This is a genomic window from Paenibacillus curdlanolyticus YK9, assembly GCF_000179615.1.
Taxonomy (GTDB): domain Bacteria; phylum Bacillota; class Bacilli; order Paenibacillales; family Paenibacillaceae; genus Paenibacillus_T; species Paenibacillus_T curdlanolyticus.
In genome coordinates this window covers 1-25,516 of record NZ_AEDD01000011.1, presented here as the reverse complement: position 1 = coordinate 25,516, position 25,516 = coordinate 1, and the positions used below count along the sequence as shown (strand labels likewise).

Annotated in this window: 23 protein-coding genes; 5 read left to right on the top strand and 18 right to left on the bottom strand. The window is 53.6% G+C overall.

Going from position 1 to position 25,516, the window contains the following annotated elements; all coding sequences use genetic code 11:
• The first annotated feature begins 118 nt into the window (after nt 1–118).
• Nucleotides 119–1,144 carry a LacI family DNA-binding transcriptional regulator gene (locus PAECUDRAFT_RS18995; protein WP_006039759.1) on the top strand — a complete coding sequence of 342 codons (1,026 nt, stop codon included), beginning with the start codon at nt 119–121 and terminating at the stop codon, nt 1,142–1,144.
• On the opposite strand, the gene rbsK is transcribed toward PAECUDRAFT_RS18995, so the two are convergent.
• Together rbsK and fni are read right to left on the bottom strand one after the other, a co-directional pair.
• On the bottom strand, nt 1,141–2,094 hold the full coding sequence (gene rbsK / locus PAECUDRAFT_RS18990; protein ID WP_006039758.1) for a ribokinase: 954 nt from the start codon (nt 2,092–2,094) through the stop codon (nt 1,141–1,143). The genes PAECUDRAFT_RS18995 and rbsK overlap by 4 nt on opposite strands.
• A complete protein-coding gene (fni, locus tag PAECUDRAFT_RS18985; RefSeq protein ID WP_006039757.1) occupies nt 2,094–3,173 on the bottom strand; it encodes a type 2 isopentenyl-diphosphate Delta-isomerase in 1,080 nt (359 codons plus the stop codon). Before fni ends, rbsK begins: the two co-directional genes overlap by 1 nt.
• 210 nt (nt 3,174–3,383) lie before the next feature.
• Here fni and nagB point away from each other — a divergent pair, with 210 nt between their 5' ends.
• Together nagB and nagA are read left to right on the top strand one after the other, a co-directional pair.
• Complete coding sequence (nagB, locus tag PAECUDRAFT_RS18980) at nt 3,384–4,112, top strand: glucosamine-6-phosphate deaminase (RefSeq protein WP_006039756.1); 729 nt, start codon at nt 3,384–3,386, stop codon at nt 4,110–4,112.
• Nucleotides 4,112–5,302, top strand: a complete 1,191-nt coding sequence (gene nagA / locus PAECUDRAFT_RS18975) for an N-acetylglucosamine-6-phosphate deacetylase (protein WP_006039755.1) — start codon at nt 4,112–4,114, stop codon at nt 5,300–5,302. Before nagB ends, nagA begins: the two co-directional genes overlap by 1 nt.
• A 72-nt stretch (nt 5,303–5,374) precedes the next feature.
• Here nagA and PAECUDRAFT_RS18970 read toward each other — a convergent pair whose 3' ends face one another.
• From PAECUDRAFT_RS18970 to citZ, 7 genes are all read right to left on the bottom strand, one after another.
• Complete coding sequence (locus tag PAECUDRAFT_RS18970) at nt 5,375–6,160, bottom strand: DeoR/GlpR family DNA-binding transcription regulator (RefSeq protein ID WP_006039754.1); 786 nt, start codon at nt 6,158–6,160, stop codon at nt 5,375–5,377.
• 1 nt (nt 6,161) lies between these two features.
• The gene (locus PAECUDRAFT_RS18965) at nt 6,162–7,118 is read right to left on the bottom strand and encodes a sugar kinase (protein ID WP_006039753.1); all 957 of its coding nucleotides are present in this window, start codon (nt 7,116–7,118) and stop codon (nt 6,162–6,164) included.
• A 50-nt stretch (nt 7,119–7,168) separates the two neighbouring features.
• Nucleotides 7,169–7,594, bottom strand: a complete 426-nt coding sequence (locus tag PAECUDRAFT_RS18960) for a hypothetical protein (RefSeq protein WP_006039752.1) — start codon at nt 7,592–7,594, stop codon at nt 7,169–7,171.
• 109 nt (nt 7,595–7,703) lie between these two features.
• Complete coding sequence (recQ, locus tag PAECUDRAFT_RS18955; protein ID WP_006039751.1) at nt 7,704–9,935, bottom strand: DNA helicase RecQ; 2,232 nt, start codon at nt 9,933–9,935, stop codon at nt 7,704–7,706.
• Nucleotides 9,936–10,039: 104 nt separating this feature from the next.
• The gene (gene mdh, locus PAECUDRAFT_RS18950) at nt 10,040–10,981 is read right to left on the bottom strand and encodes a malate dehydrogenase (protein WP_006039750.1); all 942 of its coding nucleotides are present in this window, start codon (nt 10,979–10,981) and stop codon (nt 10,040–10,042) included.
• Between the two features lie 379 nt (nt 10,982–11,360).
• Entirely contained in the window at nt 11,361–12,656 is a 1,296-nt protein-coding gene (icd, locus tag PAECUDRAFT_RS18945; RefSeq protein ID WP_006039749.1) for an NADP-dependent isocitrate dehydrogenase, read from the bottom strand.
• A 118-nt stretch (nt 12,657–12,774) separates the two neighbouring features.
• On the bottom strand, nt 12,775–13,887 hold the full coding sequence (gene citZ / locus PAECUDRAFT_RS18940) for a citrate synthase (protein ID WP_006039748.1): 1,113 nt from the start codon (nt 13,885–13,887) through the stop codon (nt 12,775–12,777).
• Between the two features lie 350 nt (nt 13,888–14,237).
• Here citZ and PAECUDRAFT_RS18935 point away from each other — a divergent pair, with 350 nt between their 5' ends.
• Nucleotides 14,238–15,770, top strand: a complete 1,533-nt coding sequence (locus tag PAECUDRAFT_RS18935; RefSeq protein ID WP_006039747.1) for a Ppx/GppA family phosphatase — start codon at nt 14,238–14,240, stop codon at nt 15,768–15,770.
• 13 nt (nt 15,771–15,783) lie between these two features.
• Here PAECUDRAFT_RS18935 and ppk1 read toward each other — a convergent pair whose 3' ends face one another.
• Entirely contained in the window at nt 15,784–17,874 is a 2,091-nt protein-coding gene (ppk1, locus tag PAECUDRAFT_RS18930) for a polyphosphate kinase 1 (protein WP_083814204.1), read from the bottom strand.
• Between the two features lie 162 nt (nt 17,875–18,036).
• Here ppk1 and ytvI point away from each other — a divergent pair, with 162 nt between their 5' ends.
• Nucleotides 18,037–19,152: a sporulation integral membrane protein YtvI gene (gene ytvI, locus PAECUDRAFT_RS18925; protein WP_006039745.1), complete on the top strand. Its 1,116-nt coding sequence runs from the start codon at nt 18,037–18,039 to the stop codon at nt 19,150–19,152.
• Between the two features lie 86 nt (nt 19,153–19,238).
• Here ytvI and PAECUDRAFT_RS18920 read toward each other — a convergent pair whose 3' ends face one another.
• The 8 genes from PAECUDRAFT_RS18920 to PAECUDRAFT_RS26455 all read right to left on the bottom strand — a co-directional run.
• Nucleotides 19,239–19,664: an FxsA family protein gene (locus PAECUDRAFT_RS18920; protein ID WP_324603691.1), complete on the bottom strand. Its 426-nt coding sequence runs from the start codon at nt 19,662–19,664 to the stop codon at nt 19,239–19,241.
• A gap of 30 nt (nt 19,665–19,694) precedes the next feature.
• Complete coding sequence (locus PAECUDRAFT_RS18915) at nt 19,695–20,186, bottom strand: acyl-CoA thioesterase (protein WP_006039743.1); 492 nt, start codon at nt 20,184–20,186, stop codon at nt 19,695–19,697.
• A gap of 121 nt (nt 20,187–20,307) precedes the next feature.
• Complete coding sequence (gene pyk, locus PAECUDRAFT_RS18910) at nt 20,308–22,062, bottom strand: pyruvate kinase (RefSeq protein WP_006039742.1); 1,755 nt, start codon at nt 22,060–22,062, stop codon at nt 20,308–20,310.
• A 109-nt stretch (nt 22,063–22,171) separates the two neighbouring features.
• Nucleotides 22,172–23,242: an acetyl-CoA carboxylase carboxyltransferase subunit alpha gene (locus PAECUDRAFT_RS18905; protein WP_006039741.1), complete on the bottom strand. Its 1,071-nt coding sequence runs from the start codon at nt 23,240–23,242 to the stop codon at nt 22,172–22,174.
• Nucleotides 23,232–24,116, bottom strand: coding sequence for an acetyl-CoA carboxylase, carboxyltransferase subunit beta (accD, locus tag PAECUDRAFT_RS18900; protein WP_006039740.1), 885 nt, complete (start codon nt 24,114–24,116; stop codon nt 23,232–23,234). Before accD ends, PAECUDRAFT_RS18905 begins: the two co-directional genes overlap by 11 nt.
• Before the next feature lie 39 nt (nt 24,117–24,155).
• Nucleotides 24,156–24,344: a hypothetical protein gene (locus tag PAECUDRAFT_RS18895; RefSeq protein ID WP_006039739.1), complete on the bottom strand. Its 189-nt coding sequence runs from the start codon at nt 24,342–24,344 to the stop codon at nt 24,156–24,158.
• Between the two features lie 114 nt (nt 24,345–24,458).
• Nucleotides 24,459–24,953, bottom strand: coding sequence for a phosphatidylglycerophosphatase A family protein (locus PAECUDRAFT_RS18890; protein WP_006039738.1), 495 nt, complete (start codon nt 24,951–24,953; stop codon nt 24,459–24,461).
• Between the two features lie 205 nt (nt 24,954–25,158).
• The coding region (locus tag PAECUDRAFT_RS26455; RefSeq protein WP_006039737.1) for a hypothetical protein at nt 25,159–25,516 on the bottom strand (358 nt) is incomplete at its 5' end.

Genomic DNA, 25,516 nt, shown 5'->3' with positions numbered 1-25,516 from the left:
GTTGATTGAGTTATCGATAACTCTAACGTAACAAACGACAGGGTTGCTGTCAATCCTGAAATTGAGTACGATGAAAACACCCTAGAATAAGCATGGAGGGCAAGGAAGGCTGGTCTGAATGGTTACGATCTACGATATTGCAAAACAAGCGGATGTGTCAGCGATGACCGTATCGCGCGTTATTAACAATACAGGAAGAATAAGCGAAAAAACGAGGGAAAAGGTTCGGAAGGTCATGGAGGAGCTGAACTACGTGCCCAACGCGATGGCGCGCGGACTCGTTTTGCAGAAGACAGGCATTCTATCCCTGCTCGTAACGGACATTACGAACCCGTTCTATACGACCGTTGCGCGCGGCGCGGAGGATGCAGCCCGCTCGCTTGGATTTAAGCTGCTGCTGGGCAACAGCGACGAGGATGCGAACAAGGAAAAAGAGTATATCGACATGATCCTGTCGACGCGAGTGGACGGCATTCTAATCACGCCAGCCGGAGACAGCTCCAAGGAGCGTCTTGAAACGATCGTAAGACACGGCACGCCATTCGTCACGATCGACCGCGACGTGCCTGGCATTGATTGCGACAATGTTGTTGGCGATAGCATCGGCGGCTCGCGTAAGCTTATCGATTATTTAGCCGGACTTGGCCACCGCGTCATTGCCCTTGTAGGCGGATCGTTCGACGTATCCACTGCCCGATATCGTTACGAGGGTTATCGAGAAGCGCTTGCCGCGAACGACCTCCCCTATGACGAAAGGCTAGTCTTGCAGGCCAACTATCGGATGCAGGACATGGAGGCAGCCGCCGAGCAGCTGTTATCGGCATCCTCTGCCCCAACCGCCATTCTCGCCGGCAACAACATGCTCGCGCTCGGGCTGCTGCAATCGTTCCGGCGCCGCGGCATCGATGTCCCCGGCCAAATGTCCATCGTTACCTTTGACGATTTTGGACATCGGGATTTAATCGATCCGCTGTTTACGACGGCGGTGCAGCCTGCTTATCAATTCGGAGCTCGCGGCATTCAACTGCTCGTAGATCGCATTGAAGGAAAATCGTCCAGCTCAACGCCGCAGCAGTGCATGCTGCCCAATTCGCTCGTGATCGGCAGCTCGACAGGAGTCCCTCGGTCCAACGGTACGCTTTAAAGGAGCGAACCCGATTGGAGGAGAGCAACGATCTCCTGCGCGGACGGAATCGATGATTGCGCGCCATGCCTCGTTACCGTAATCGCTGATGCAGCTGTTGCGAAGCGAAGCGCCGTCTCTGGCGTCGCATCATCGCTCATGCCCGGCGCGCCACCGAACCGGATAGCCGCATATGCGCCGATAAACGTATCGCCCGCTGCCGTCGTATCGACCGGCGTCACCTTGCGGGCGGGCATCCGGCAAACGAAGCCTTCCCGATCCTCATAATAGGAGCCTTCCGCGCCAAGCGTAATGATAACGGCTTGTACGCCAAGATCGATCAGATGGGCTGCTGCATCATGGAGCCCGTGCTCCGCAAATGGGTCGATGCTTGTTATCGCAAGCGTTTCGGTTTCATTCAACACGATCGTATGAATTAAAGAAAACGCGCTTTCCGGAATGTCTCGTGCAGGCGCCGGATTATAGACAACCGCTATTTCGCGTTCGCACGCGCTTCGCATGATCGCTTCATTGGCTGCCCAAGGAATTTCATTCTGGAGCAACACGGCTCCCGCTCCATCCGCTTTCTTCAGGAAAGCGGCTAACGTTTCCGTCCCGACTTGGCCATTAGCGCCTGGGCACAAAATAATTTGGTTCTCTCCGCCCCCATTCACCGTAATTAATGCAAGCCCCGACGTTCCCGCGAGCACTGCCACGCCATCGGCGTTTACGCCATGCTGCTCCAGCGAAACGATCAACTCCTGCCCGAAGCCATCCTTCCCGACTGCGCCTACCATAGACGTAACTGCTCCTGCCCTTGCTGCAGCAACCGCCTGATTCGCGCCTTTTCCGCCTGGAATATAGCTCGCTTCATCGCCTTGAATCGTCTCGCCTGGACGCGGAAACTGCTGCACTCGACTGACGATGTCCATATTCAAGCTGCCTGCTACGATTATCGTTCGCTCTGTCATCAGAAACTCCCTCCGATCGGTACGAGCCGATCCGTTTCTCTCAGCGTCTGGACATCCTTCGCTCCGATACCGAACATCGCAGCACGCAGCTCGAATTCGATCTGCTCGAATTGCTGCTCGACGGAAGCATTGCCTTCAAGCGTTGCCGCATTCGGCAGCAGCGTTCTTCCGAAGCCAACGAGATCAGCGCCAAGCGCAATCGCTTTGGCCGCTTCTACCCCATTGCGCAACCCGCCGCTTGCAACCAGAACCGCGGAAGGCTGTTCGCGCCTTACATCTGTAATGCATGCTGCCGTTGGGATGCCCCAATCTGCGAAGACTTCGGCAGCAGCGCGCCGCATCGGATCGGTTGAACGAAACTTCTCGACTTGGCTCCATGACGTCCCGCCTGCACCCGCTACATCGATAAAGGCAACGCCTGCATCGAGCAGCCTGCTTGCCGTTCGGCCATCGATGCCCCAGCCGACCTCCTTCACGCCAACGGGAACCTCAAGCTGCTCGCATACTTCCCCGATCCGGCGCAGCAAGCTGCTGAAGTCCGTATCTCCTTCTGGCTGAAACAGCTCCTGCATGCCGTTCAAATGAAGCACAAGCGCATCGGCTTCAGCGAGCTCGACAGCCCGCCTGCATTGCGCCGCGCCATAACCAAGCCCGAGCTGAACCGCGCCCAAATTCGCGATCACCGGCACGCTCGGCGCCACCTCGCGAATGCGGAACGAAGCCGCAAGAGACTCCTCTTCAATCGCAGCCCGCATGGAGCCGAGGCCGATCGCCCAGCCTCTTGCCTCAGCCGCTTCCGCCAGCCGCAGGTTAATGGAGGAAGCCTCGTCCGTGCCTCCCGTCATCGAGCTGACAAGCAGCGGCGCACGCAATTTTTTGCCCAAAAAAAACGTTTCCAAACTTATCGAATCGAAGCTAAGCTCCGGCAATGCATTATGCAGAAAACGATACCGCTCGAAGCCCGATTGCACGCCGACAGCTCCGACCTCCTCTTCCAAGCAGATGCGGATATGCTCGCCCTTGCGTTTGGCCGTTGCTTCCGCATCCTCTCCCACGATCCGCGGTGAATGTGTCACCATTCATTCCCCCTCTATAAAGCCTTCTGTCAATCATAACGCAGCCTATGCCAGCGGGCAACTTCACCCATTGGCCAGACCTTTGCGTTTCAATTAACGCCCTTAATTCTTGATTGTTAAAATCATCAAAATGATCATTTCGATCATTTTTATTGTCATTATCGTTCATTTATCATACAATACAATCAAATGATAATTTGGAGGGTGTCCAACATGAACATTCGTGTACTCGACTCGCAGGAGCAGCTCGATGATATTGCAGCCGAATATTTGATCGGTGCGGTGGAACGGCGTCCGGACGCCGTGCTCGGATTAGCGACAGGCTCGACACCGATCGGCATTTATGAAAAAATGGTAGAGAAGCATCGCAGCCGCCATATCTCGTTCCGTGAAGCTACGACGTTCAATCTCGACGAATACGTCGGCCTCGCCCCTGATCATGAGCAGAGCTATGCTTCCTACATGAACAAGCACTTATTCCAGCATATCGATCTACCGGCAACGCATGCCCATCTCCCGAACGGCATGGCCGCTTCGCTAGAAGAGGAATGCAAGCACTATGAGCGCATGCTCGCAGAGCAGCCCGTCGACATCCAGCTGCTTGGCCTTGGCCATAACGGCCATATCGGCTTTAACGAGCCGGGCGATACGCTGTCAGGCGATACGCATGCCGTCGTGCTGCAAGAAAGAACGCGCGATGCAAACGCACGCTTCTTCGACTCGAAAGACGACGTGCCGACTCATGCGATCACGATGGGCGTCGGCTCCATTTTGAAAGCCAAAACAATCATATTAGCGGTACGTGGCGCAGATAAAGCCGACATCGTACGCGAAGCGTTGTTCGGGCCGATTTCAACGGAATGTCCCGCATCGCTGCTGCAAACGCATGGCGACGTTATCGTGCTGCTCGACCGCGAAGCGGGAAGGAAGTTATCGCTTTGATGAGCGCCAATGACTCGCAGCAAACGTATACCCTTACCAATGTCCGCATCGTTAGCGGCGAACACATTATCGATGGCCGCATCGTGGTGGAGAACGGCCGCATTACGGCAATTATCGCCAATGGCGAACCGAACCAAGCTGCCCCGGCAGGCGCTGTCATTGACGGACAGGGCGGCTGGCTGCTTCCCGGCTTTATTGATGTTCACGTTCATGGCGGCTACGGCGCAGACTTCATGGATGCCAGCAGCGAGGCCTATGACACGATTACGAAATTCCATGCCGCACACGGCACGACCGGCCTGCTCGCAACGACGGTTACCGCACCGCCTGAAGCGATTGAAGCTGTACTCGAAGCAGCAGCTCGCTATCAGAAGAACGGAATGCCCTATGCTGAACTGTTGGGCGTGCATCTGGAAGGTCCCTTCTTGAGTCACAAATGGATCGGCGCGCAAAATCCAGCTCACATATCCCCGCCGCGCGCCGATTGGCTGGCTGATTGGGAGCAACGCTGGCCGGGCCTTATTCGCCAAATGACGCTCGCGCCGGAGAAGGAAGGCGCGCTTCCGCTGATCCAGTGGCTGCGCCAGAACAACATTAACGCCGCTTGCGGGCATTCGGACGCTTCGTACGAGCAAGCGGTTCAAGCCGTCAAGGCCGGCTTGAACCAAGCCGCGCATACGTATAACGCGATGACCGGCCTCCATCACCGAGCGCCGGGCACGCTTGGAGCGGTCCTCACCGAGGATGCCGTATATGCCGAAATCATTCCGGACGGCATTCATGTCCATCCGGCCGCGATACGTGTACTAGCTGCGGCCAAGCCAGCCGGCAAACTCGTCATCATCACCGATGCGATGTCAGCAGCCGGTCTCGGCGACGGCCTGTACGATCTCGGCGGACTAGCCGTCGTCGTAACCGATGGCATCGCTCGCTTGCAGGAGGGCAACAATTTGGCAGGCAGCACGCTCACGATGAACGGCGCGATCAAGCTAATGGTCGAGCAGGTTGGCATGAGCGTACAGCAAGCCAGCCGGCAAGCGAGCGGCAATCCTGCACAGCTGCTCGGAATAGCCGAAACAACTGGCTCCATCGCAGTCGGCAAGCGCGCCGATCTCGTCCTTTTGAACGATCAATGGGATGTTCAGCAGACTTGGGTTGCCGGACGAACCGTTTGGAAGGCGCCCGTTTAATACGACACAGAAAAGCCATTCATTCGAAGATACCTTCGATGAATGGCTTTGTTCGTTGTTTGCGCTCAATGTCTAGCTATCGCAAAGCTGCACTTCAATGCCAAGCCGCTCAGCCTCTGAAGCAACAGCTGGCGTAAGCGGAGCGTCGGTGATGAACGAATGGATATAAGATAAAGGCGATATGGAAAATAACGACGTCCTTCCGACTTTCGTATGATCAAACACCGCAATCGTCTGTTGCGACCGTGCAATCAGCGCCTTTGCAATCTGAGCCTCCTGCTCGGAATACGTCGTAATGCCGCCCGTCTCGCTAACGCCATCTACGCCGATAAACATTTTGCCGATATTCAGATGGGCAACCATCGCTTCCCCAAGCGGGCCGCACAGCTCGAAGCTATTGTGGCGCATGATGCCGCCAGTCACAACAACCTGCACCTCGCTGCCCGCAAGCTCCATCGCGATGTTCACCGCATTCGTAACGACCGTAATGCCTCGCCGGTTTTTAATCGAACGTGCAATGAGATAATTCGTCGTCCCGCCGGACAGCCCGATCACATCGCCCTCATTAATTAGCTCAGCAGCCTTCGCAGCGATTCGCTCCTTCTCCAGGTAGGACAAACCTTCCTTCTCGGCGAAGCTGACATCCCTCGCAGCGTTCATGCCATCGTACATCGCCCCGCCAATCGTCCGAATAATCGGCTCCAACCTTTCCAGAAGCTCCAGATCCCGCCTTGCTGTAACCTCCGAGCAACCGAAGCGCTCGACGATTTCAGCAATCGTAATGCGTCCTGTCCGCTTCAGCTCGTTCAAAATACCGTCGCGACGCCGTTGTCCCTTGGATAGCTGCGATTCTGCCATATTAACGCTCCACCCACGCTTTCCCGTCCAGACGCTGAGCAGCAGCAGCCCATGTAGGCAGCGCTTCCCAATCTCCGCGCATCTGTACCGCCAGCGATCCCGTCACGCTAGCAAGCCGCACGGCCTCAACCGGCGTCATCCCTTTAACGATGCCGGATAAGAAGCCTGCACAGAAGCCATCCCCCGCGCCTACCGTATCGACAACGTTGTCAGCCGGATAAAACGGAACGGTATCCGTCTTTCCCTTATCGAGAATGACGGTCTGATCATCCTTTGACTTCACGATAGAAACCGCATTCAGCTCGTTCAAGCGCGCCTTCACGAGTTCCCAATCGCTTGTCTCATACAATAGCTGAAGCTCGTCCCAGCCAGGCAAGAAATAATCGGCTTTTGCCGCAATCGGCAGCAGCGCCTCGCGCGCTTCCTCAATCGACCAAAGCTTAAGGCGCAGATTCGGATCAAAGCTAACCGGAACATCCGCCTCGCGCGCAATTTCAACCGCACGCAAAACCGTACGCCGACAGCTCTCGCTAAGCGCCATCGTAATTCCCGTTACATGCAGCAGCTTGCTTCCGCGAATATAGTCCTCATTCAGATCGTCAGGCGCCATCTGGCTAGCTGCAGAGTTTTTGCGATAATAATGAACAGCAAGCCGACCTGCCACCGATTCCCGAAACATTAACCCCGTGGAGGCTTCCGTGCTCAGCTTCGCTTGCGAGACATCGACGCCTTCCCCGCGCATCGTCTTCACGATCATCCGGCCAAATGGATCGTCGCCAAGCGCGCCGAACCAGCCGACGGATACGCCAAGCCGCGCTGCTCCGATCGCCACATTGCTCTCAGCGCCGCCGAAGCCCTGCTCCAGCGACACTGCACGCTCCAGAGCGCGATGCTCTGGAGGCATGAACAATGCCATGGATTCGCCGAATGTAATCAAATCTGGTGCTTCTGACTTCATGCTGGACTCCCCCATAACTGGCTGGCATCCATCACTGCCAGCTTTCTATCTTACTTATAGATTGGATTTACCATGAAATACAAAATGACCACATAAATGATAAGAATGATGAAGCTCAGCGTACGCGCTTTGCCAATATGAGCAGCTGCGCTCTGTCCGTCGCGAATCGACGTGCCGATCAGCTTCAGCGGTTTGCTGGCGATGCCGCCAAGCGCTGCAATGGCCAAGAAGCCTACCGTAGCAATGATCATCCAAGCGACCGAGTAGTCGCTTTGGGACATCAGGTATCCGCCCGTCAAGAGCTGTACGATCAAAAAGTATTGCGCAATCCGGTTCGCGCTCGAAAGTCCTGCTGCAAGCCCTTCTTGTCCAGCGCCAGTCAGCTTGGTCACTTTACCAACCAGAGCAGGCAAGATCAGGTAAAAGCCCATTCCGGCTGCACCGATCACGTGAAGCAATAACATAATCTTAAACATGTCTACATCCTCCTTGAAAACGTTACCTTCTCTATCCATCTCAGTATACTAAATGATCGACGAATCGCAAAGCGCAATGCCTATACTTCACCAATTCGTCAACCCTGCTCTATTGATCGGCCAAGCTTTTTTTCGCTAGACAAGCCTTGATCATCAAATAAGTGACCGAATCCGGAAGCGCTTCTTTGATCGGCTTCAGCTTATCGCCGCCGACCTGCTCAATAGCTTCAAGAATGCTCGTTTCATATTCAGCCGGCAAAATACGTTCCCAATCGAGCGGATGCCCTTCCAACGCGCCGCGGATCAAATGTCCTTCAACCGTCACCTCGCTAAGCTCGCGCTCCGCTGCAATCTGCTTAATGTCAGCGCCCTCGTTAAAAGCTTCCAGCGATAAGAGATGGCTGCCGGAGTCGATCCGATTCGACGAAGAAGACGATGAGGATGACGCGGTTGAAGCTGATTTGACAGCAGCTGGCTGGCCCGATATTGGTTTAACTGGCATTGAATGCTGCAGCACCGCTGGCGATGCCGCAGCGAGCTCCTGATCGGAGCCGCTTATCGGCTCTCCGCTAATAAACGGTTGAATGACGGCCAGCACCTCTGCGCCATATTTGTTCGCTTTCGCTGCGCCAATCCCTTTGACCGTCAGCAGCTCCTCCGTCGTCTGTGGAGCGGCATCCGCCAGTTCTCGCAGCGTTGCATCAAAGAAGAGCATAAACGGCGGCACCTTCTCCCGAGCGGCTGCCGCTTTACGCCAATCCCGCAACGCTTCGAACAATGGCGAGCCCGCTGCAGATGAGGCTGCTTTGCGCACCGTCGTCCGCATCCGTTGGTGAACCCGCTCTCTGCCCTCCAGCACGGGAAGCGCCCCCGCCGCTAGCGCGACAGTTGGATACTGCCCTTCGCTCATGCCCAGATAGCCCTCCGCCACCAGCCAGTACAGCCAATCCGAAATTTCCTTCTCCGGCCAGCGCGAGAACAAGCCATACGTAGAATTGCGATCCAGCCCCCACTCCAATACGCGCTTATCCTTGGAGCCTTTGAGCACTTTGGCGGCCGTCGTTACGCCGAACTTGCCTTTCAATCGAGCGACGCATGACAACGCCTTTAGCGCATCCTCCGTTCGATCCACCTGCTCGCTTCGATCCAGGCAGCTGCTGCATTTGCCGCATGGCTCCACGTCTGCTTCGCCGAAATATTCGACGATATACTGCTGTAAGCAGCGCTGTGTCCGCGAATAATTCATCATATTGTGCAGCTTGGACATCTGAATCGATTTGCGATCGGTGTCTCCGGTCCCCTGTTCGATCAAAAACCGCTGCACCACCACATCCTGCGGCCCAAACAACAGGATGCATTCGCTCTCCTCGCCGTCTCGGCCTGCACGTCCCGCTTCTTGGTAGTACGACTCCACGTCGCCTGGCATCTGCCAATGCAGGACGAATCGAACGTTTGGCTTGTCGATCCCCATGCCGAACGCATTGGTTGCGACCATCACCCGCACGTCATCAAATCTGAACTTCTCCTGCGCTTCCGCTCGTTCGGCATCGGCTAACCCGCCATGATATTTGCCGGCAGGCACGCCCTGCTTGGCCAGCAGCGCATGCACCTGCTCCGTCTCCTTGCGGGTTGCTGTATAGACGATACCGGACTGATCTGTCCGCTCCGACATGAACTTACGCAGGAAAGCTGGCTTGTCAGCGCCGGTTACAACGGATAACGACAAATTGTCGCGGGCAAAGCCGGTCACATGCACCTTCGGATGGCGCAGCCCAAGCATATCCGAAATATCCCGCGATACTTCCTGCGTTGCCGTAGCGGTAAATGCCGCTACCAGCGGCCGATTTTGCATACGGTTAATCCAGCCCGCCAGCTGCCGATAGCTTGGCCTAAAATCATGCCCCCACTGCGATACGCAGTGCGCCTCATCGATCGCGATAAGCGGAATATGCATCTGCTCGGACAGCGAAGCGAACATCGGCGCATCCAATCGCTCCGGCGCGACATATAACAATTTATATTCGCCTTGAAACGCTTGCCGCATCACATCCCTATAATCAACCGCGCTTAGTGAGCTGTTTAGAAAAGCGGCCTTCACGCCAACGCGGTTCAACGCATCGACCTGATCCTTCATCAGCGAGATGAGCGGCGATACGACCAGCGTCGTTCCATCCATCAGAAGCGCAGGGATTTGATAACAGATCGATTTGCCCCCGCCTGTCGGTAAAATCGCCAGCGTATCCGTTCCTTCCATAATGCCGCCAATGATCGCTTCTTGCCCTTTACGGAAAGAATCATATCCGTACACTTGCTTCAATAATCGCCTTGCCTGTTCCAGCAATGTATCGCCCCCCGCTCTAAAACAAAAGAAGACCCTGGCAGTTCACAGCCTGTCAGGGTCTTCCCGATGCTAAATGAATGTAGCTTTATGTGTGTTTGATCGAATTAACCCTGTACGATTTTGATGACGCTGCGTACCGAATCGGCCGACTTATCAAGCGCTGCCTTCTCTTCAGCCGTCAGGTCAAGCTCGAGCACTTTCTCGATACCATTGCTGCCGATGATCGTCGGAACGCCCATAAACAAGCCATCATAGCCATATTCGCCTTGCAGCAAAGCGATAACCGGGAGAATTCGTTTTTTATCCTTCAGTACCGCTTCCGTCATCTGCACAAGCGAAGCAGCAGGCGCGTAATACGCGCTGCCGTTGCCGAGCAAATTAACGATCTCTCCGCCGCCGACGCGCGCGCGTTGAACGATCGCATCGATACGATCAGCCGGAATCAGCTTATCGACTGGAATGCCGCCAACGTTCGAGTAACGAACGAGCGGAACCATGTCGTCGCCGTGGCCGCCGAGTACGAAGCCGCGAACGTCCTCTACCGACACATTCAGCTCTTGCGCAATGAATGTACAGTAGCGCGCCGTATCGAGAACGCCGGATTGGCCGATAACGCGATTTTTGGGGAAGCCAAGCGTATGGTACGCTGCGTAAGTCATCGCATCCACCGGATTCGACAATATAATCACGATGCTGTTCGGACTCGTAACTTTGATGTTCTCGCATACGGACTTCACGATACCAGCGTTCGTGCTCACAAGGTCGTCCCTGCTCATGCCAGGCTTGCGAGCGATGCCGGCCGTTATAATAACAACATCCGAATCCTTCGTATCCTCATAGTTCGACGTCCCCGTGATTTTCGAGTCGATACCCAAGACAGGCGTCGATTCCAGCATATCCAGCGCTTTTCCTTTGGTAGGATTCTCGAGCTGCGGGATGTCGACCAATACCACGTCGCCCAGTTCTTTCTGCGCAAGCATCAAAGCTGTCGTAGCGCCAGTAAAACCAGCGCCGACTACCGTAATCTTATTACGTCTAATCGCCATAGCAAGTCAGCCTCCAGTGTGTATTGTAAATGCTTTATCATGTTAGTCCTGCTCAAGTCCAATGCATAAATGCATCAAGCATAAATGCAAATTCCAACGCCCTACCAATCACGCCAGCACGCAACAACACAAACCGCTCGAACCACCCAACTCCCAAAGCCCCTAAACCCGCACGCCCAAAAGCGTGTCAGATCCCCTTCCCAACGGGAAGGGGATCTGACGAAAGCGGCTCCCCGCACCACCCTATCCCAAGCGCATCATCCTCTCGATACCTTCAGGTGTCCAGAGGGCGAAGCCCTTTGGGGTCCCCCTTCCAAGGAAGGGGGATTTAGGGGGATGGGGTAAAACCGGGCTCGTAAGGGAATCCCCTTACTACAACCTACATATTCGCAATGATTTGATCAGCGAACTCCGAGCACTTCACTTCTTTCGCGCCTTCCATCAGGCGTGCGAAGTCGTACGTTACCGTTTTGTTGTTGATCGACGTTTCCATGCCTTTGTAGATCAGGTCAGCCGCTTCTTGCCAGCCGAGGTGCTCAAGAAGCATGACGCCGGACAGGATAACCGAACCTGGGTTTACAACGTCTTTGTCTGCATATTTAGGAGCCGTGCCGTGCGTAGCTTCGAAGATTGCATGGCCCGTCAGGTAGTTGATGTTAGCGCCTGGAGCGATGCCGATGCCGCCTACTTGCGCTGCAAGTGCGTCGGACAGGTAGTCGCCGTTCAGGTTCAGCGTAGCGATAACGTCAAAGTCCGTAGGACGCGTCAGAACTTGTTGCAAAGCGATGTCTGCGATTGCGTCTTTTACGATGATTTTGCCTGCATCTTCAGCAGCTTTTTGCGCAGCGTTAGCAGCGTCCGTACCTTGTGCTTCTTTGATACGGTCGTATTCGCTCCACGTGAACGTTTTCTCAGCGAACTCTTGCTCTGCGACTTCATAGCCCCAGTTTTTGAACGCGCCTTCCGTGAATTTCATGATGTTGCCTTTGTGTACGAGCGTTACCGATTTGCGGCCATGCTCAATTGCATACTCGATCGCTGCGCGAACAAGACGTTTCGTGCCTTCTTCCGATACTGGCTTGATGCCGATACCCGACGTTTCTGGGAAACGGATTTTGTTAACGCCCATTTCATTTTGCAAGAACGCGAGTACTTTCTTAACAGCTTCCGTACCTGCTTGGTACTCGATGCCTGCGTAGATGTCTTCCGTGTTCTCGCGGAAAATAACCATGTCTACGAGCTCAGGGCGTTTAACCGGGGATGGCACGCCATCGAAGTAACGCACCGGACGGAGGCAAGTGTACAGGTCAAGCTCTTGGCGAAGCGCAACGTTCAGGGAACGAATGCCGCCGCCGATTGGCGTCGTCAATGGACCTTTGATCGCGACGATATATTCGCGGATTGCCGTCAGCGTGTCAGCTGGCAGCCATTCACCGTAAGTATTGAATGCTTTCTCGCCTGCAAACACTTCGTACCAAGCGAGTTTTTTATCGCCTTTATAAGCTTTCTCTACAGCAGCGTCAAGCACGCGTACCGATGCGCGCCAGATGTCGCGGCCCGTGCCGTCGCCCTCGATGAAAGGAATGATTGGGTTGTTAGGAACTTGCAATTTACCGTCTTGAATCGTAATTTGTTCGCCTTCTGTAGGAAGCGCGAATTTCTCGAATTGTGCCATGAATGGTTCCTCCTAAAAGTTAAATGAATTTATTACATAACAAAGCCCGACGGGAAGCCAGCGCACCATCGCTACTACGATGATACCGACTACCCGCCATGCAGGTCAACCTATGCGATTAACGCTCAGCAATCGGAATGTATTTCGCGTTCGCTGGACCCGTGTATTCTGCACGAGGACGAATGAGTCGATTATTCTCGTATTGCTCAAGGATATGAGCTGTCCAGCCGGACAGGCGGCTGATTGCGAAGATCGGCGTAAACAGGTCGCGCGCGATGCCAAGCGTCGTATATACCGATGCCGAGTAGAAGTCAACGTTTGGCTTCAGTCCTTTTTGGCCTGTCACCAGCTCTTCGATCTTCACCGACATTTCATAAAGCTCAAGGTTGTTTTGCTGTTTGCCCAGCTCGCGGGACATCTTCATCAGATGCTTCGCGCGCGGGTCGCCATCTTTGTAAACGCGGTGGCCAAAGCCCATGATTTTCACTTTGTTAGCCAGCTTGTCGTTAATGTAAGACTCTACGTTAGCGAGCGAGCCGATCTCTTCGAGCATAACCATAACGGCTTCGTTAGCGCCGCCGTGCAGCGGGCCTTTCAACGCGCCGATGGCAGACGTTACGCCGGAGTAGATGTCCGACAGCGTTGCAACGGTAACGCGAGCAGCGAACGTCGAAGCGTTCAGCTCATGGTCAGCGTGGAGGACGAGCGCTTGATCAAGCGCTTTAACCGCAACTTCGCTTGGCTCTTCGCCGCTCAGCATGTACAGGAAATTGTAAGCAACAGAAACGCCCGATTTCGGTTGAATCGGGTCTTTGCCTTGGCGGATGCGAGCGAATGCTGCGATAACCGTTGGCAATTGCGCCTGAAGCTTGATTGCTTTCCGAACGTTTACTTCCGGCGACATGTCATTCGCTTCTGCATCATAGAGCGCAAGGCTCGATACCGCGGTGCGAAGAGCTGCCATGGAGTTGCTGTTTTTAGGATAAAGCTTCAATTGCTCAATCACTTCCGCTGGCACCGGAGCGAATTCGCCTAACTGACGAATAAGTCCGTCCAGTTCGGATTGGTTAGGCAGCTTGCCGTACCAGAGAAGATAAGCGACTTCCTCAAATGTAGCATTTTCAGCGAGCTCGTCGATGTTAATGCCACGATACGTAAGAACTCCGTCGATAATGGAGCTGATGGAAGACGTTGTTGCAACGATACCTTCCAATCCTTTGGTTGCTGTCATATTTTTCTCTCCTTTAGCTTCGGAATTATAAATTAAAATGGGATCGCATCAGAATTCAACATTTCAATCATAACGAATTTTGAACCCGAAGTGAACAAATCCAGCCAAAACTACGAATAGAATTCCTTTATCGACATCATTAAATAATTTTAACTGCAATGAAATTACGTTATGTAACGAACGCCTACAGACGTTTAGAAACACAATACCCACAACATTGTATACTGCCCTTTCCGCCAAAAAATAAACGATTATTATTCAAGCCCCGCAAGTGGTAAAATGTCCTTACAGACCGTGTCCATCTCTGCAAGCCGCTCGGCTGTTTACTCGTCTTTCGGAGGACTATACATATGACTGAACAACGCATTGGCATTATTGATATCGGCTCCAATTCCATTCGCTTAGCTGTCTACGAACGGACGGCCAATGGCGCCCATCGCGTCATCGACGGCGGCAAGCGACCTGCCCGATTAAGCGGCGAGATTGATGAGCAAGGCCGCATTCGGTCCGAAAAAATTGATGAATTAATCGGAATTTTGAACCATTACCGCTTGATTTGTGCCCATCACCGCACAGGACGCATACGTGCAGTCGCAACGGCTGCTATTCGCAATGCCACGAACCGAGATGAGGTCGTCGAACGCCTGCTGAACGAAACCGGCCTTGCCGTTGAGGTGCTCTCCGGCGAAGAAGAGGCCCGCTTCGGGTATCTGGGGATGATTAATACGATCGATATCCGGGAAGGCTTCCTGATCGATATCGGAGGCGGCAGCACCGAGATTTCGCTATTCCGTGACCGAACACTCGTTCAGAGCGTATCGTTCCCGTTTGGCTGCGTGAATATGACCCGCGCTTTCCAGGACGATTCCGGCATGCTAGCTGACGATGACCTGTCCGTGCTTGAGCATGCCATCAGCAAAGCATTGGACCAGGAGCCTTGGCTAAGCTGGACGCCCGGGCTTCCGCTTATCGGCGTAGGCGGAACTGTACGCGCTCTAGGCAAGCTTGACCAAGCTGCCACTCGCTATGCCTTTCCTTTAACGCATAATTATGCGATCAGCTCCAGCAATGCGGACGCCATCTTCGACCAGCTGCGCACAATGCCGCTAGACAAACGACGCAAGGTTCCCGGCTTATCCAAAGACCGCGCTGATGTTATCGTCATCGGAATGGCTATTCTGCGCGTCATTTATCGCAAGCTTCGTTCGACGCATTATCTCATTTGCGGCGCAGGGCTGCGAGACGGGTTGTTTTTTGATACCCGCTTCACCAATCAATCAAGGTTGGATGATGTGCTTGGCTATAGCGTTCGCAACCTGAGCCTCCTACATCCCGAAGCGCCTCAGCCGCATCTTATGCAAGTCAATCGATTGTCTATGCAGCTCTATGAGTCGCTCAAGAAACAAGCTTCATTGCCGGCTCGTACCGAAGTATGGCTAGACGCCGCATCTTCCCTATTCCGGATCGGGGCTTCCATCGATTATTTGCAATATGCGAAGCATACGTTCTACTTAATCGTCAATTCGAATCTAAACGGGCTAACGCATCGAGAAATCGTACTGATTGCCGCAATCGCATCCTTCAAAAGCAAAAGCCGTTTCCGCCAGCAGGTTGCAGAGTATCGGGAGCTTCTCGATGAAGCCGATATCGAAATCGTCGCGCAGCTCGGCATGCTGCTGCAGCTGGCTGTCGCGCTTGACCGGAGCGAAACCCAGTCCATCGGCCGGCTAGCGATAAGCGTTTCCCAAGGAACATTGAAGCTGGATGCGCTCACATGCAGCGGCCCGCTCGATGTTGAGCGGGCCGAGGTAGACGAGCTATCCAAAGATTTTCGAAAAATATGGCAGCTGACGCCTATTCTTCATTCGCCATACATCGTGTAAAACAAACGTGCAGCTATTCGTATGTCTTCCACATCGCGATTTGCTTCGCTTCAAACTGGCTGCGCATCGGCAGCAAGTCGTTCGTTACTCGGCCGTATGCGCCGGTCGACAGCAGCTCATGCGCTTTCACATTATCCTGCAAATTCAAGTACAGCATGTTTTTGATCATGCTGCGCAGCCGATCGTCGAATACGGGACACATCAGCTCGATTCGACGATTAAGGTTGCGCGTCATCCAGTCCGCACTTGATAAATACACCTCTTCTTCACCGCCATTGGAAAATACCATCAGCCTCGAATGCTCCAAGAATCGATCGACGATGCTGATCACGCGGATGTTCTCGCTTCGTCCCGGCACGCCCGGCCGCAAGCAGCAGACGCCGCGAACGATCAATTCGATCTTCACGCCTGCTTGGGAAGCTTCATACAGCTTATCGATCATCTCTTGGTTGGACAGCGAATTCATCTTCGCGATAATATGAGACGGCCTTCCTGCGAGCGCATGCTCCTTCTCGCGATCAATAAGCGCATATAGCTTCTCCTTGAGCGATGTCGGCGCTACGCCGAACGCACGCCATTCATAAGGCGCCGAGTAGCCGGTCATCTCATTGAACAACGCGGAGGCATCTTCGCCAATGACCGGATGGGATGTAAACAGCCCTACATCGGTATAAAGCTTTGCCGTGTTGTCGTTGTAGTTGCCTGTTCCGACATGCACATATCGCCGCAAGCCATCCTGCTCGCGCCGAACGACCAACAATATTTTGGCATGCGTTTTGAGCCCGATCAAGCCGTACACGACATGGCAGCCCGCTTTCTCCAGCTGTCTTGCCCAAGCGATATTTCTTTCCTCATCGAACCGTGCCTTCAGCTCCACTACTACTGTAACCTGCTTGCCCGATTCGGCCGCCTTCGCTAGCGCCTGCACCAGCTCGGACTGCCCGCTTACGCGGTACAGCGTCATTTTGATCGCCAAAACTTCAGGATCATATGCCGCTTGGACGAGAAAATCAGTTACGGCCTCAAACGACTCATAAGGATGATAAACGAGCACGTCGCGTTCGCGCACCACTTGGAACATATCGTCATCATCGTCGAACTCGCGCGGATAGACCGGATCAATCCGCTCGAACCGCAAATTATCATAGTTAGGCAGCGAAGAGCAAAAACGCATCAAAAAGCTTAAGTCCAGCGGGCCATCGATTTCGATGACATTATCGCCAACTTCTAGCTCATCCTTGAGCATATCAAGTGCATAAGGATGCATGCCTTTATCGACTTCCAGGCGTACCGTCATCCCCCACCGGCGACGGCGGATTTCCTTCTCGATCTCCTCGAGCAAATCTTCCGCGCCCTCTTCGTTCAGAGCAAGGTCCGCATTGCGCGTAATGCGGAACGGATGCACAGCGAACGTCGTATATCCTTTGAACAGCGTACCGATATGCTTCTCTATGAGGTCTTCCAGCAAAATAAATTCCGATCGCTTACTGCCGCTTCGCACCGGCAATGCGACGTGCCTAGGCAGGATCGACGGTACCTGGACGATCGCAAAATAAGGCTCCTCGTCTACCGACTCGTTCTCCTTGCGCAGCAGAACGGACAAATACAGCTCCTTCGTATGTACAAGCGGAAACGGACGACTCTGGTCAACTGCCATCGGGGTAAGCACCGGGAACACGATATCGTGAAAATATCGTTCCATCGCCGCTGTTTGCGTCAGGTTCAATTCTTCCATGGAGCGGAATACGATCCCCTCCTTCGCAATGCCGCGGAGCACCTCTCGGTAAGTCCGGTATTGCTCGCTTACCATCTGCGTCGTACGCTTGATGAGCCGTTTCCACAGTCCGGCTGGCGTATAGCCCGTAAAATCAATTTTCGTATAGCCCGCTTTCATCTGGCTCTGGAGCCCAGCGACGCGCACGCTCATAAACTCATCCAAATTGCTGGATACGATCGCTAGAAACTTTGCACGCTCCAATAAAGGCGTTGTCGGATCCTGCGCTTCGCTCAGGACACGCCGATTGAATTCGATCCAGCTAAGATCGCGATTGACATAGTGGGACATATGTTTAGTCATCTTACGTTCCCCCGTTCTTGTCCTCATTATGGCTGTCGAGTGTTCGTCTTATGTTAACGATTTGTAAATACCATGTAAAACCGCCATCGATCATATAACAATAGTGTAAATCAGTAACAGCCGCTTTGGTAAATGCTTCTCATTCATGATAAACTTTTTGTACATTCTATGCTGATGGAGGTGCGACTATTGAACCGAGTTATTGCGATGCGGGCATGGAGGGGCATCTTTGTAGCTGTCATGCTCGTGCTGTTTGTTCTTGCAGTTATGTATGTAACCCCGCTCGTGTATCCATTTCTTATTGGATGGATTCTAGCGTATGCCCTTAATCCGCTCATCCGGTTTCTGCAAAGCAAAGCGCGTTTGCCGAGATGGCTTGCCGTCACGCTCTCCCTGCTCCTATTCGTTACGGCAGCCGTTACGATTGTATCTGCGCTCATCACGCGTATCGTCGCGGAAATCATTCATCTGTCCCAATCGATCAATGGCACGATCAATTGGTGGCGGGACGAATTCAACAAGTTCATCGCAACGCCCGAAATGCAGGATCTCATTAATAAAATAAGCGCCTTCTATAACGAAAATCCAAAGTATCAGCAGCCCATTAACAATAAAATCGCGGATACCGCGAATTTGCTGGCGCAGACGAGTTCTGATCTAGTTACCTACTTCTTCAATGGCCTGTCCAATCTGCTTATTTCATTGCCAAATGTGCTCACCATCATGGTTGTCGTCCTGCTTTCTTCGTTCTTTATCGGGAAGGACTGGCACAAGCACTCTGCTACGCTAGGCGGCTGGCTGCCCGAAGGCATACGCAAATCGATGGCTACCGTATGGACTGATTTGCAAAAAGCGCTGTTCGGCTATCTGCGCTCCCAGTTCATTATGATTTCCATAACGGCTGTCGTCGTCATTATCGGCTTGCTGCTGCTAGGCGTTCAATATGCGATCACCATCGGGCTGTTGATCGGCTTGGTTGATCTGCTGCCGTACCTCGGCGTAGGCGCCGTCATGGTCCCATGGATCGCTTATACCTTCCTGTACGGCGATTTGTCGCTTGGGATTGGACTCTCCATTTTATACGGCGTCATCCTCGTTGCGCGGCAAATGATCGAGCCTAAGGTACTGGCAAGCAGCGTCGGTCTAGATCCGCTCCCGACATTAATCGCGATGTTCGTCGGCCTCAAATTGTTCGGGGTTCTTGGCCTCATCATTGGTCCTGTATCGCTCGTTATTCTATTCGCCTTCCACAGAGCTAACGTATTCCGCGATCTGTATCAATTCATCATGCGAGGCACTAAGTAGATGTTTCTATCTTACTCTTGCAACAGCAGCAAAAGCCGGGCTAACGCCTGGCTTTTGCTGTTTTCATATGCAAGTGCCCGGCCCTACTACCAGCGTCCGATCGTAAACGTTGTGCCGCCGCCTCTGCCACCGCCGCCGCCTCGCATTTTACGCTCGATGAATTGCAGCATCACACGGCGATATAACGGACGAGTCAAAGGGAACAGCAGCGTCAGGCCAACAATATCAGAAATAAACCCCGGGATCATAAGCAGAAGTCCTCCCGCCAGAATGCATAGGCCATCCAAAATGGCTGGACCCGGCGGCTGGCCTTGCTGCATGAGCCGCTGCACTTCCAACCAGGCTTTGCGCCCCTCTGCTTTAGCAACATAAAATCCGCCGAATCCCACAAGCAGCAGCAGCAATAACACTGTACCGCCGCCTATCCACGAGCCTACCGTTACAATTGTCCACAGTTCTAAAGCCGGAATAATAATAAGCAATGCCAACAGCCATTTGCGCAAGGCTGTCACCTCCATCGTTAAAGTGATTCCAAGCTGTATCTAATCGGATTGGGCAACAACCTGAGCCAATTTATCGTATAATTCCGGGAAAGCCCGTTCGAGCCGCGTTGGCTTAAAATCTGAATTAACCCACATATGCCGTGTCCCGCCAGCTGCTAACAATTCGAATGATTCCAACGCATCTGCGCTCTCCAGCCTGCTACCCGCAGTTAAACCAAGCTCCGAACCGCGTCTAATCTGAGATTCGAATGAGATGCGAATCGATGTAAAGTCAACGATGCGCGTACATACAAGGACGATATCATCGTACCGTGCCGGCTTCACGTACTTGCAATCAATATCAATAACTGGTAGAAGCAAGCCTGCCGCTTCAATTTCCTTATAAGCAAATCCGGCATACCGGATAAGCTCCGTCCGTCCGATCTCGAACCACGTTAAATAATTGCCATGGAAAACAACGCGCATCTGATCGGTTTCCTCGTAACGGACCCGCAATGGAAACACATGCCAGCGTTCCTGCTCAGTAGTCATCTTCATCACCTGCCATCATGCCTAATCTCAAGCCGACATTGCTAAGATCGACCCAAATGGTAGAAAGAGCGACGGGCACAATGTCCGTCGCTCTTCTTGCTGATCTATTGCCTAACGTACCTTACAGTACTTTGGATTGTCCGGTGTAAATAACGCCCGTCTCCGCATAAAGCGTTACTTCCATGCCGTCCTTGAGCAGCTCTGTTGCTTGCTCAATGCCAAGAATAGCAGGAATGCCTACATTCAGGCCGACTACCGCCGCATGGCTCGTAATACCGCCCTGTTCGGTCACGATAGCCGCTGCTTTCTGAATCGCTGGCATATAATCTTTATCCGTTGCAATCGTGACGAGAATCGAACCTTCCGTCGTCTTCGCGTTCGCTTCTGCAGCCGAACGAGCTACGACAACTTTGCCCTTAGCGGACAGCGTTCCGATCCCTTGACCTTTAGCGATAAGCTCGCCAATGTGGTGAATCTTGATCAGGTTCGTCGTTCCGGAGCGGCCAACAGGCACGCCAGCCGTAATGACAACCGTATCGCCCAAGCCAACCGTACCCGTGCTCAGCGCGCCGCTTACTGCCGTTTCGAACATTTCGTCCGTCGTGCTTGCTTCGCTGCCGTAAGCTGGAATAACGCCCCATACAAGCGCCAGGCGGCGCATGACTGATTCATTCGGCGTAACCGCGATAATCGGGGATTTCGGACGATATTTGGATACCATGCGAGCCGTAAAGCCGCTTTCCGTCGATGTAATGATCGCTCCAGCTTGCAGATCAAGCGCAGAGTTTGCAACCGCTTGGCTGATCGCTTCCGTAACCGAAGTCTGTTGCGCATTCGCTTGCTTGATGAACAGCTCGCGATATTCAAGCGCCGACTCGGCACGCTCAGCGATACGGGACATCGTTTGAACCGATTCTACCGGGTATTTGCCGGCAGCCGTCTCGCCAGAGAGCATAATCGCGCTCGTGCCGTCGAAGATCGCGTTCGCAACGTCGCTTGCTTCAGCGCGCGTCGGACGCGGGTTGCGCTGCATGGAATCGAGCATTTGGGTTGCCGTAATAACCGGCTTGCCTACGCGATTACATTTTTCGATCATTTGCTTTTGAACGAGCGGCACTTCTTCAGCAGGAATTTCAACGCCGAGGTCGCCGCGCGCAACCATCAAGCCGTCGGACACTTCAAGAATTTCGTCAAGATTGTCGACGCCCTGTTGGTTCTCGATTTTGGAAATGATATGGATATGGCTGCCGTTATGCTTCTCAAGCAGCTCACGAATTTCAAGCACGTCGCTGGCTTTGCGTACGAACGAAGCTGCGATAAAGTCGATGCCTTGCTCGATGCCGAATACGATATCAGCAGCATCCTTCTCCGTAATGCCTGGCAGCGAAATGTTCACGCCTGGAACGTTTACGCCCTTCTTGCTCTTGATCTGGCCGCTGTTGACGATCCGGCAATGAATTTCAGTGCCTTCAATACCTTCAACCGTAAGGCCGATCAGACCATCGTCAATCAGAACCGTCGATCCTACCGTGAGATCCTGCGGCAAATTTTTGTACGTAACTGGAATACGCGTAATGTCGCCTAGAATCTCTTCCGTCGTAAGCGTGATCGCTTCGCCAGCTTCGAGCTCGATCGGCTCTTCCTTCAGCTTGCCCAGACGGATTTCTGGACCTTTGGTATCGAGCAAAATTGCAACCGTTTTGCCGAGCTCCTGGCGCGCTTGCTTCAGGTTTTTGATGCGGTTGCCATGCTCCTCGAAGTCACCATGCGAGAAGTTGAGGCGTGCAACGTTCATGCCTGCCTCAATAAGCTTCTTCGTGTTTTCGAGCGATTCGCTAGATGGTCCAATCGTACATACGATTTTTGTTTTACGCATGATTACATTCATTCCTCCGTTATAGGAAACATTCCTGTCTAATCTTCAGCCTAACCTAACCTACAGGATTGGCTGAAGCTTTGTACAGTGTAATTTTTGCAAATTATAATCATACTTTAGCAGATTCTGCCAAGTTTTTCACGTTCGACAATTCAGCATCCGCAACCAAGCCATTCTGCTCCACCGTTTCCGATGATGCGTTCGGCTCATGCGCCTCAGATGCTTGCCGTTCTTGGAAGTAGCCAATCTTGCGGAATTTATTGTAGCGATCCTCAATCAGCTGCTCCGGCGTCATCGCCGACAGCTCCTTCAGATGACGCCATAATGCATCCTTAATCGACTCTGCCTGTGCCTCCAGGTCGCGATGGGCGCCGCCTTGCGGCTCGGGAATGATCTCTTCGATGATCTCGAATTGCTTCAGATCCTTCGCCGTAATTTTCATCGCTTCAGCCGCTTGATCCGCCTTGGAAGCATCCTTCCATAGAATAGATGCAGCGCCATTCGGCGAAATGGCCGAGTAGATGGCATTCTCCAGCATCAGCACGCGATTGCCTACGCCAAGCGCAAGCGCACCGCCGCTGCCGCCCTCGCCGATAACGACACAGATGATCGGAACGCCAAAAGTGGCCATCTCCCGCAAGTTTCGGGCGATTGCCTCCGACTGTCCACGTTCTTCCGCCGTATTACCCGGGTAGGCGCCTTTGGTATCGATAAACGTGATGATTGGACGTTTGAACTTGTCCGCCTGCTGCATGAACCGAAGTGCCTTACGGAAGCCTTCTGGATGTGGACTGCCGAAGAAGCGAGCGATATTATCGCGTGTATCCTTGCCGCGTTGATGGCCCACGACCGTTACCGGCACGCCATTCAACCGGGCAATGCCGCCTACAATCGCCAAATCATCCGCAAACAAACGATCGCCGTGCAACTCTACGAAGTCAGCGAAAATCGACTGAATGTAATCAAGCGAGGTCGGGCGCTGATGATGCCGGGCCAAGTGCATCTTCTGTGCTGGCGACAGCTCGCTGTACAATTCGTCTTCAAGCTGCTTGCAGCGGAGTTCAAGCCTCGTAATCTCTTCGGAGAAATCGATTCCCTTTTCTTGACCGAATCGCTTCAGTTCGTCGACCTTCTTGCGCAGATCGACAAGCGGTTTCTCAAATGGAAGCTCATTCGCCATCGGACCATTCCTCCCTTACGGTATGAAGTTCCAGCAGCTTCGTCAGCATCGATTTCAAGTCTTTCCGATGAACGACTTTATCCAGCTGTCCATGCTGCAGGTTGAATTCCGCCGTCTGGAAGTTATCAGGCAGCTTCTGGCGAATCGTCTGTTCAATAACGATCCGTCCGGCAAAGCCGATCAGTGCGCCAGGCTCGGCCAAATTAATGTCGCCAAGGCTTGCGAAGCTCGCCGATACGCCCCCGGTCGTCGGATCTGTAAATACAGAGATGAAGAGGCCGCCGTTGCCTTGGAACTTGGCAAGCGCTGCGCTTGTCTTCGCCATCTGCATAAGGCTAAGTATACTTTCTTGCATGCGGGCGCCGCCGGATGTCGAGAAGATGATGAGCGGGAGGTTCTTCTGATCCGCTTGCTCAATCGCTCTCGTAATTTTCTCTCCGACTACCGATCCCATACTGCCTGTGAAGAATTCAAAGCTCATCACGGCTATAATTACAGGGACGCCACCAATGGTGCCCTCTCCCGTCACGACAGCATCGTTTAAGCCTGATTTATCCTTCTGCCCCTTCAGCTTCGCCTCATAACCCGGGAAGCCGAGCGGATCGACTGACTCCATCAGCGCGTCGAATTCAAGCAAACGTCCGTCATCAAGCGTCATTCCAATACGCTCCATGGCGGACAATCGGAAGTGATGCCCGCATGACGGACATACTTTGAGGTTCTTCTCCAGCTCTTTACTGAAGGCAATGTTGCCGCATTTTGGGCATTTGTTCATCAAGCCTTCTGGAATGTCCTTCTTCGGCCGCTCTTGAACAGGAGCCGGCACGGAAGGAACCGTCGCATATTTCTTCTTATGAAATAAGTCCTTAAACACGTTTGACACCTCTCACGGCGCAGTTATTAGGTCCCACTATCACGGATGAAGGATCGAGTTCAGCACTTCCTGAACTTCCTCCAGCTCCCCGGACGGGACTAGAATTTCGTATTGCTGTTTCGAAAGGTTAATAGGACGCAGCTGCACGAGAAATCCCTCTTCGGTCAATCGGGTTCTAATATTCTCTGCAATCTTCGTCGTAGGCGCGATATAGATAACCGTCCACATGAAAGGTACCCCCTAAAAACATCGGTATCCAGGCCCTATATTGAATTAATGATAGCATAACTACTCTTCGGGCCGCAACAAAGCCGTGTCCACCGTGTCTTCGGGGGCAGCTCTCTAGTCCGTTTCCGGCAAATCGTAGCGCGCAGCCTTCGGGTCCTGATGCGCGATTCGCGCGGACGCAGCGGCCGCTAAGCCTGCAACGAGATCATCCAGAAACACGTGTATGCGTTCGCCTTTCAAATTCAGCTGCCGAATAATGCCCGGCTTCACTTTATCAAGGTAACCGAAGCTCGTCAACCCAATCATGCCGTAAACGTTCGTAATGCCAAGGGCAAGCGTCTCGTCTACGCCATAAAGCGACTCGTCGTTTTCCATGATCGCTTGAAGCGGCTCCGGCAGCAGCCGGCGCTCCGCAAGCTCGTCAAGGGCAATGCCCGTATAGAGCACGTACTGCACCTCTCGTTTGACCAAAACAGCGCGTACGCTCTCCTCGCATTGCTCCATGGTCAAATCCGGATTATACGGCCGCTGCAGCGTATAGACGATTTCTGCGACATCCGCGACAGATACGCCACGCTTTTGCAGCCAAGCTTCAATCCCGCTCGCCAATAGTCATCCCTCCGTAGCCGGGCAGCAGCGCAACGCTGCCGTCAGGTCGCATCATAGGCAAGTCCCTTGGCAGGAACCGTCCAATGTCTCCTAATGTATGCAGGCATCCGGGCAATTGTGCATAAAAAATAGGACGGGCGACAGGCGACAACGGCGGACTCGCGGCGGAAACTGGACAAAAAGGACTAAAAAAAGATCGCGGTCATTATTTGACCGCGATCGCGCCTTTCCCAAGCAGCGCCTCGATGGCGCCGAACAGCTCAGGCGATGGTTTGACGTTATATTGCTCGCTGAGCGCAAGCATTTTCTGGTCGCGCTCATAGAACAGCACGGTCGAGAGCGGCCCGGGATGAGCGACAAGCAGCTGCTTGAGCCGCTCGAGCGCGGCCGGATTTTCTCGCCCGGCCGCGATCTTCACATACACCCGCTGCGCGCGCTTAGGCGCAGCGGGTGCTTCGCCTGCGGGCTTCGCCCCCGCAGGCGCTGGCGCCGCTTCGCGGCGCGGCGCGGGCGCGGCTGCAGCGCCGCCGCGCGAGGCCGCCTTCGGCGGCTGGGCGGGCCCG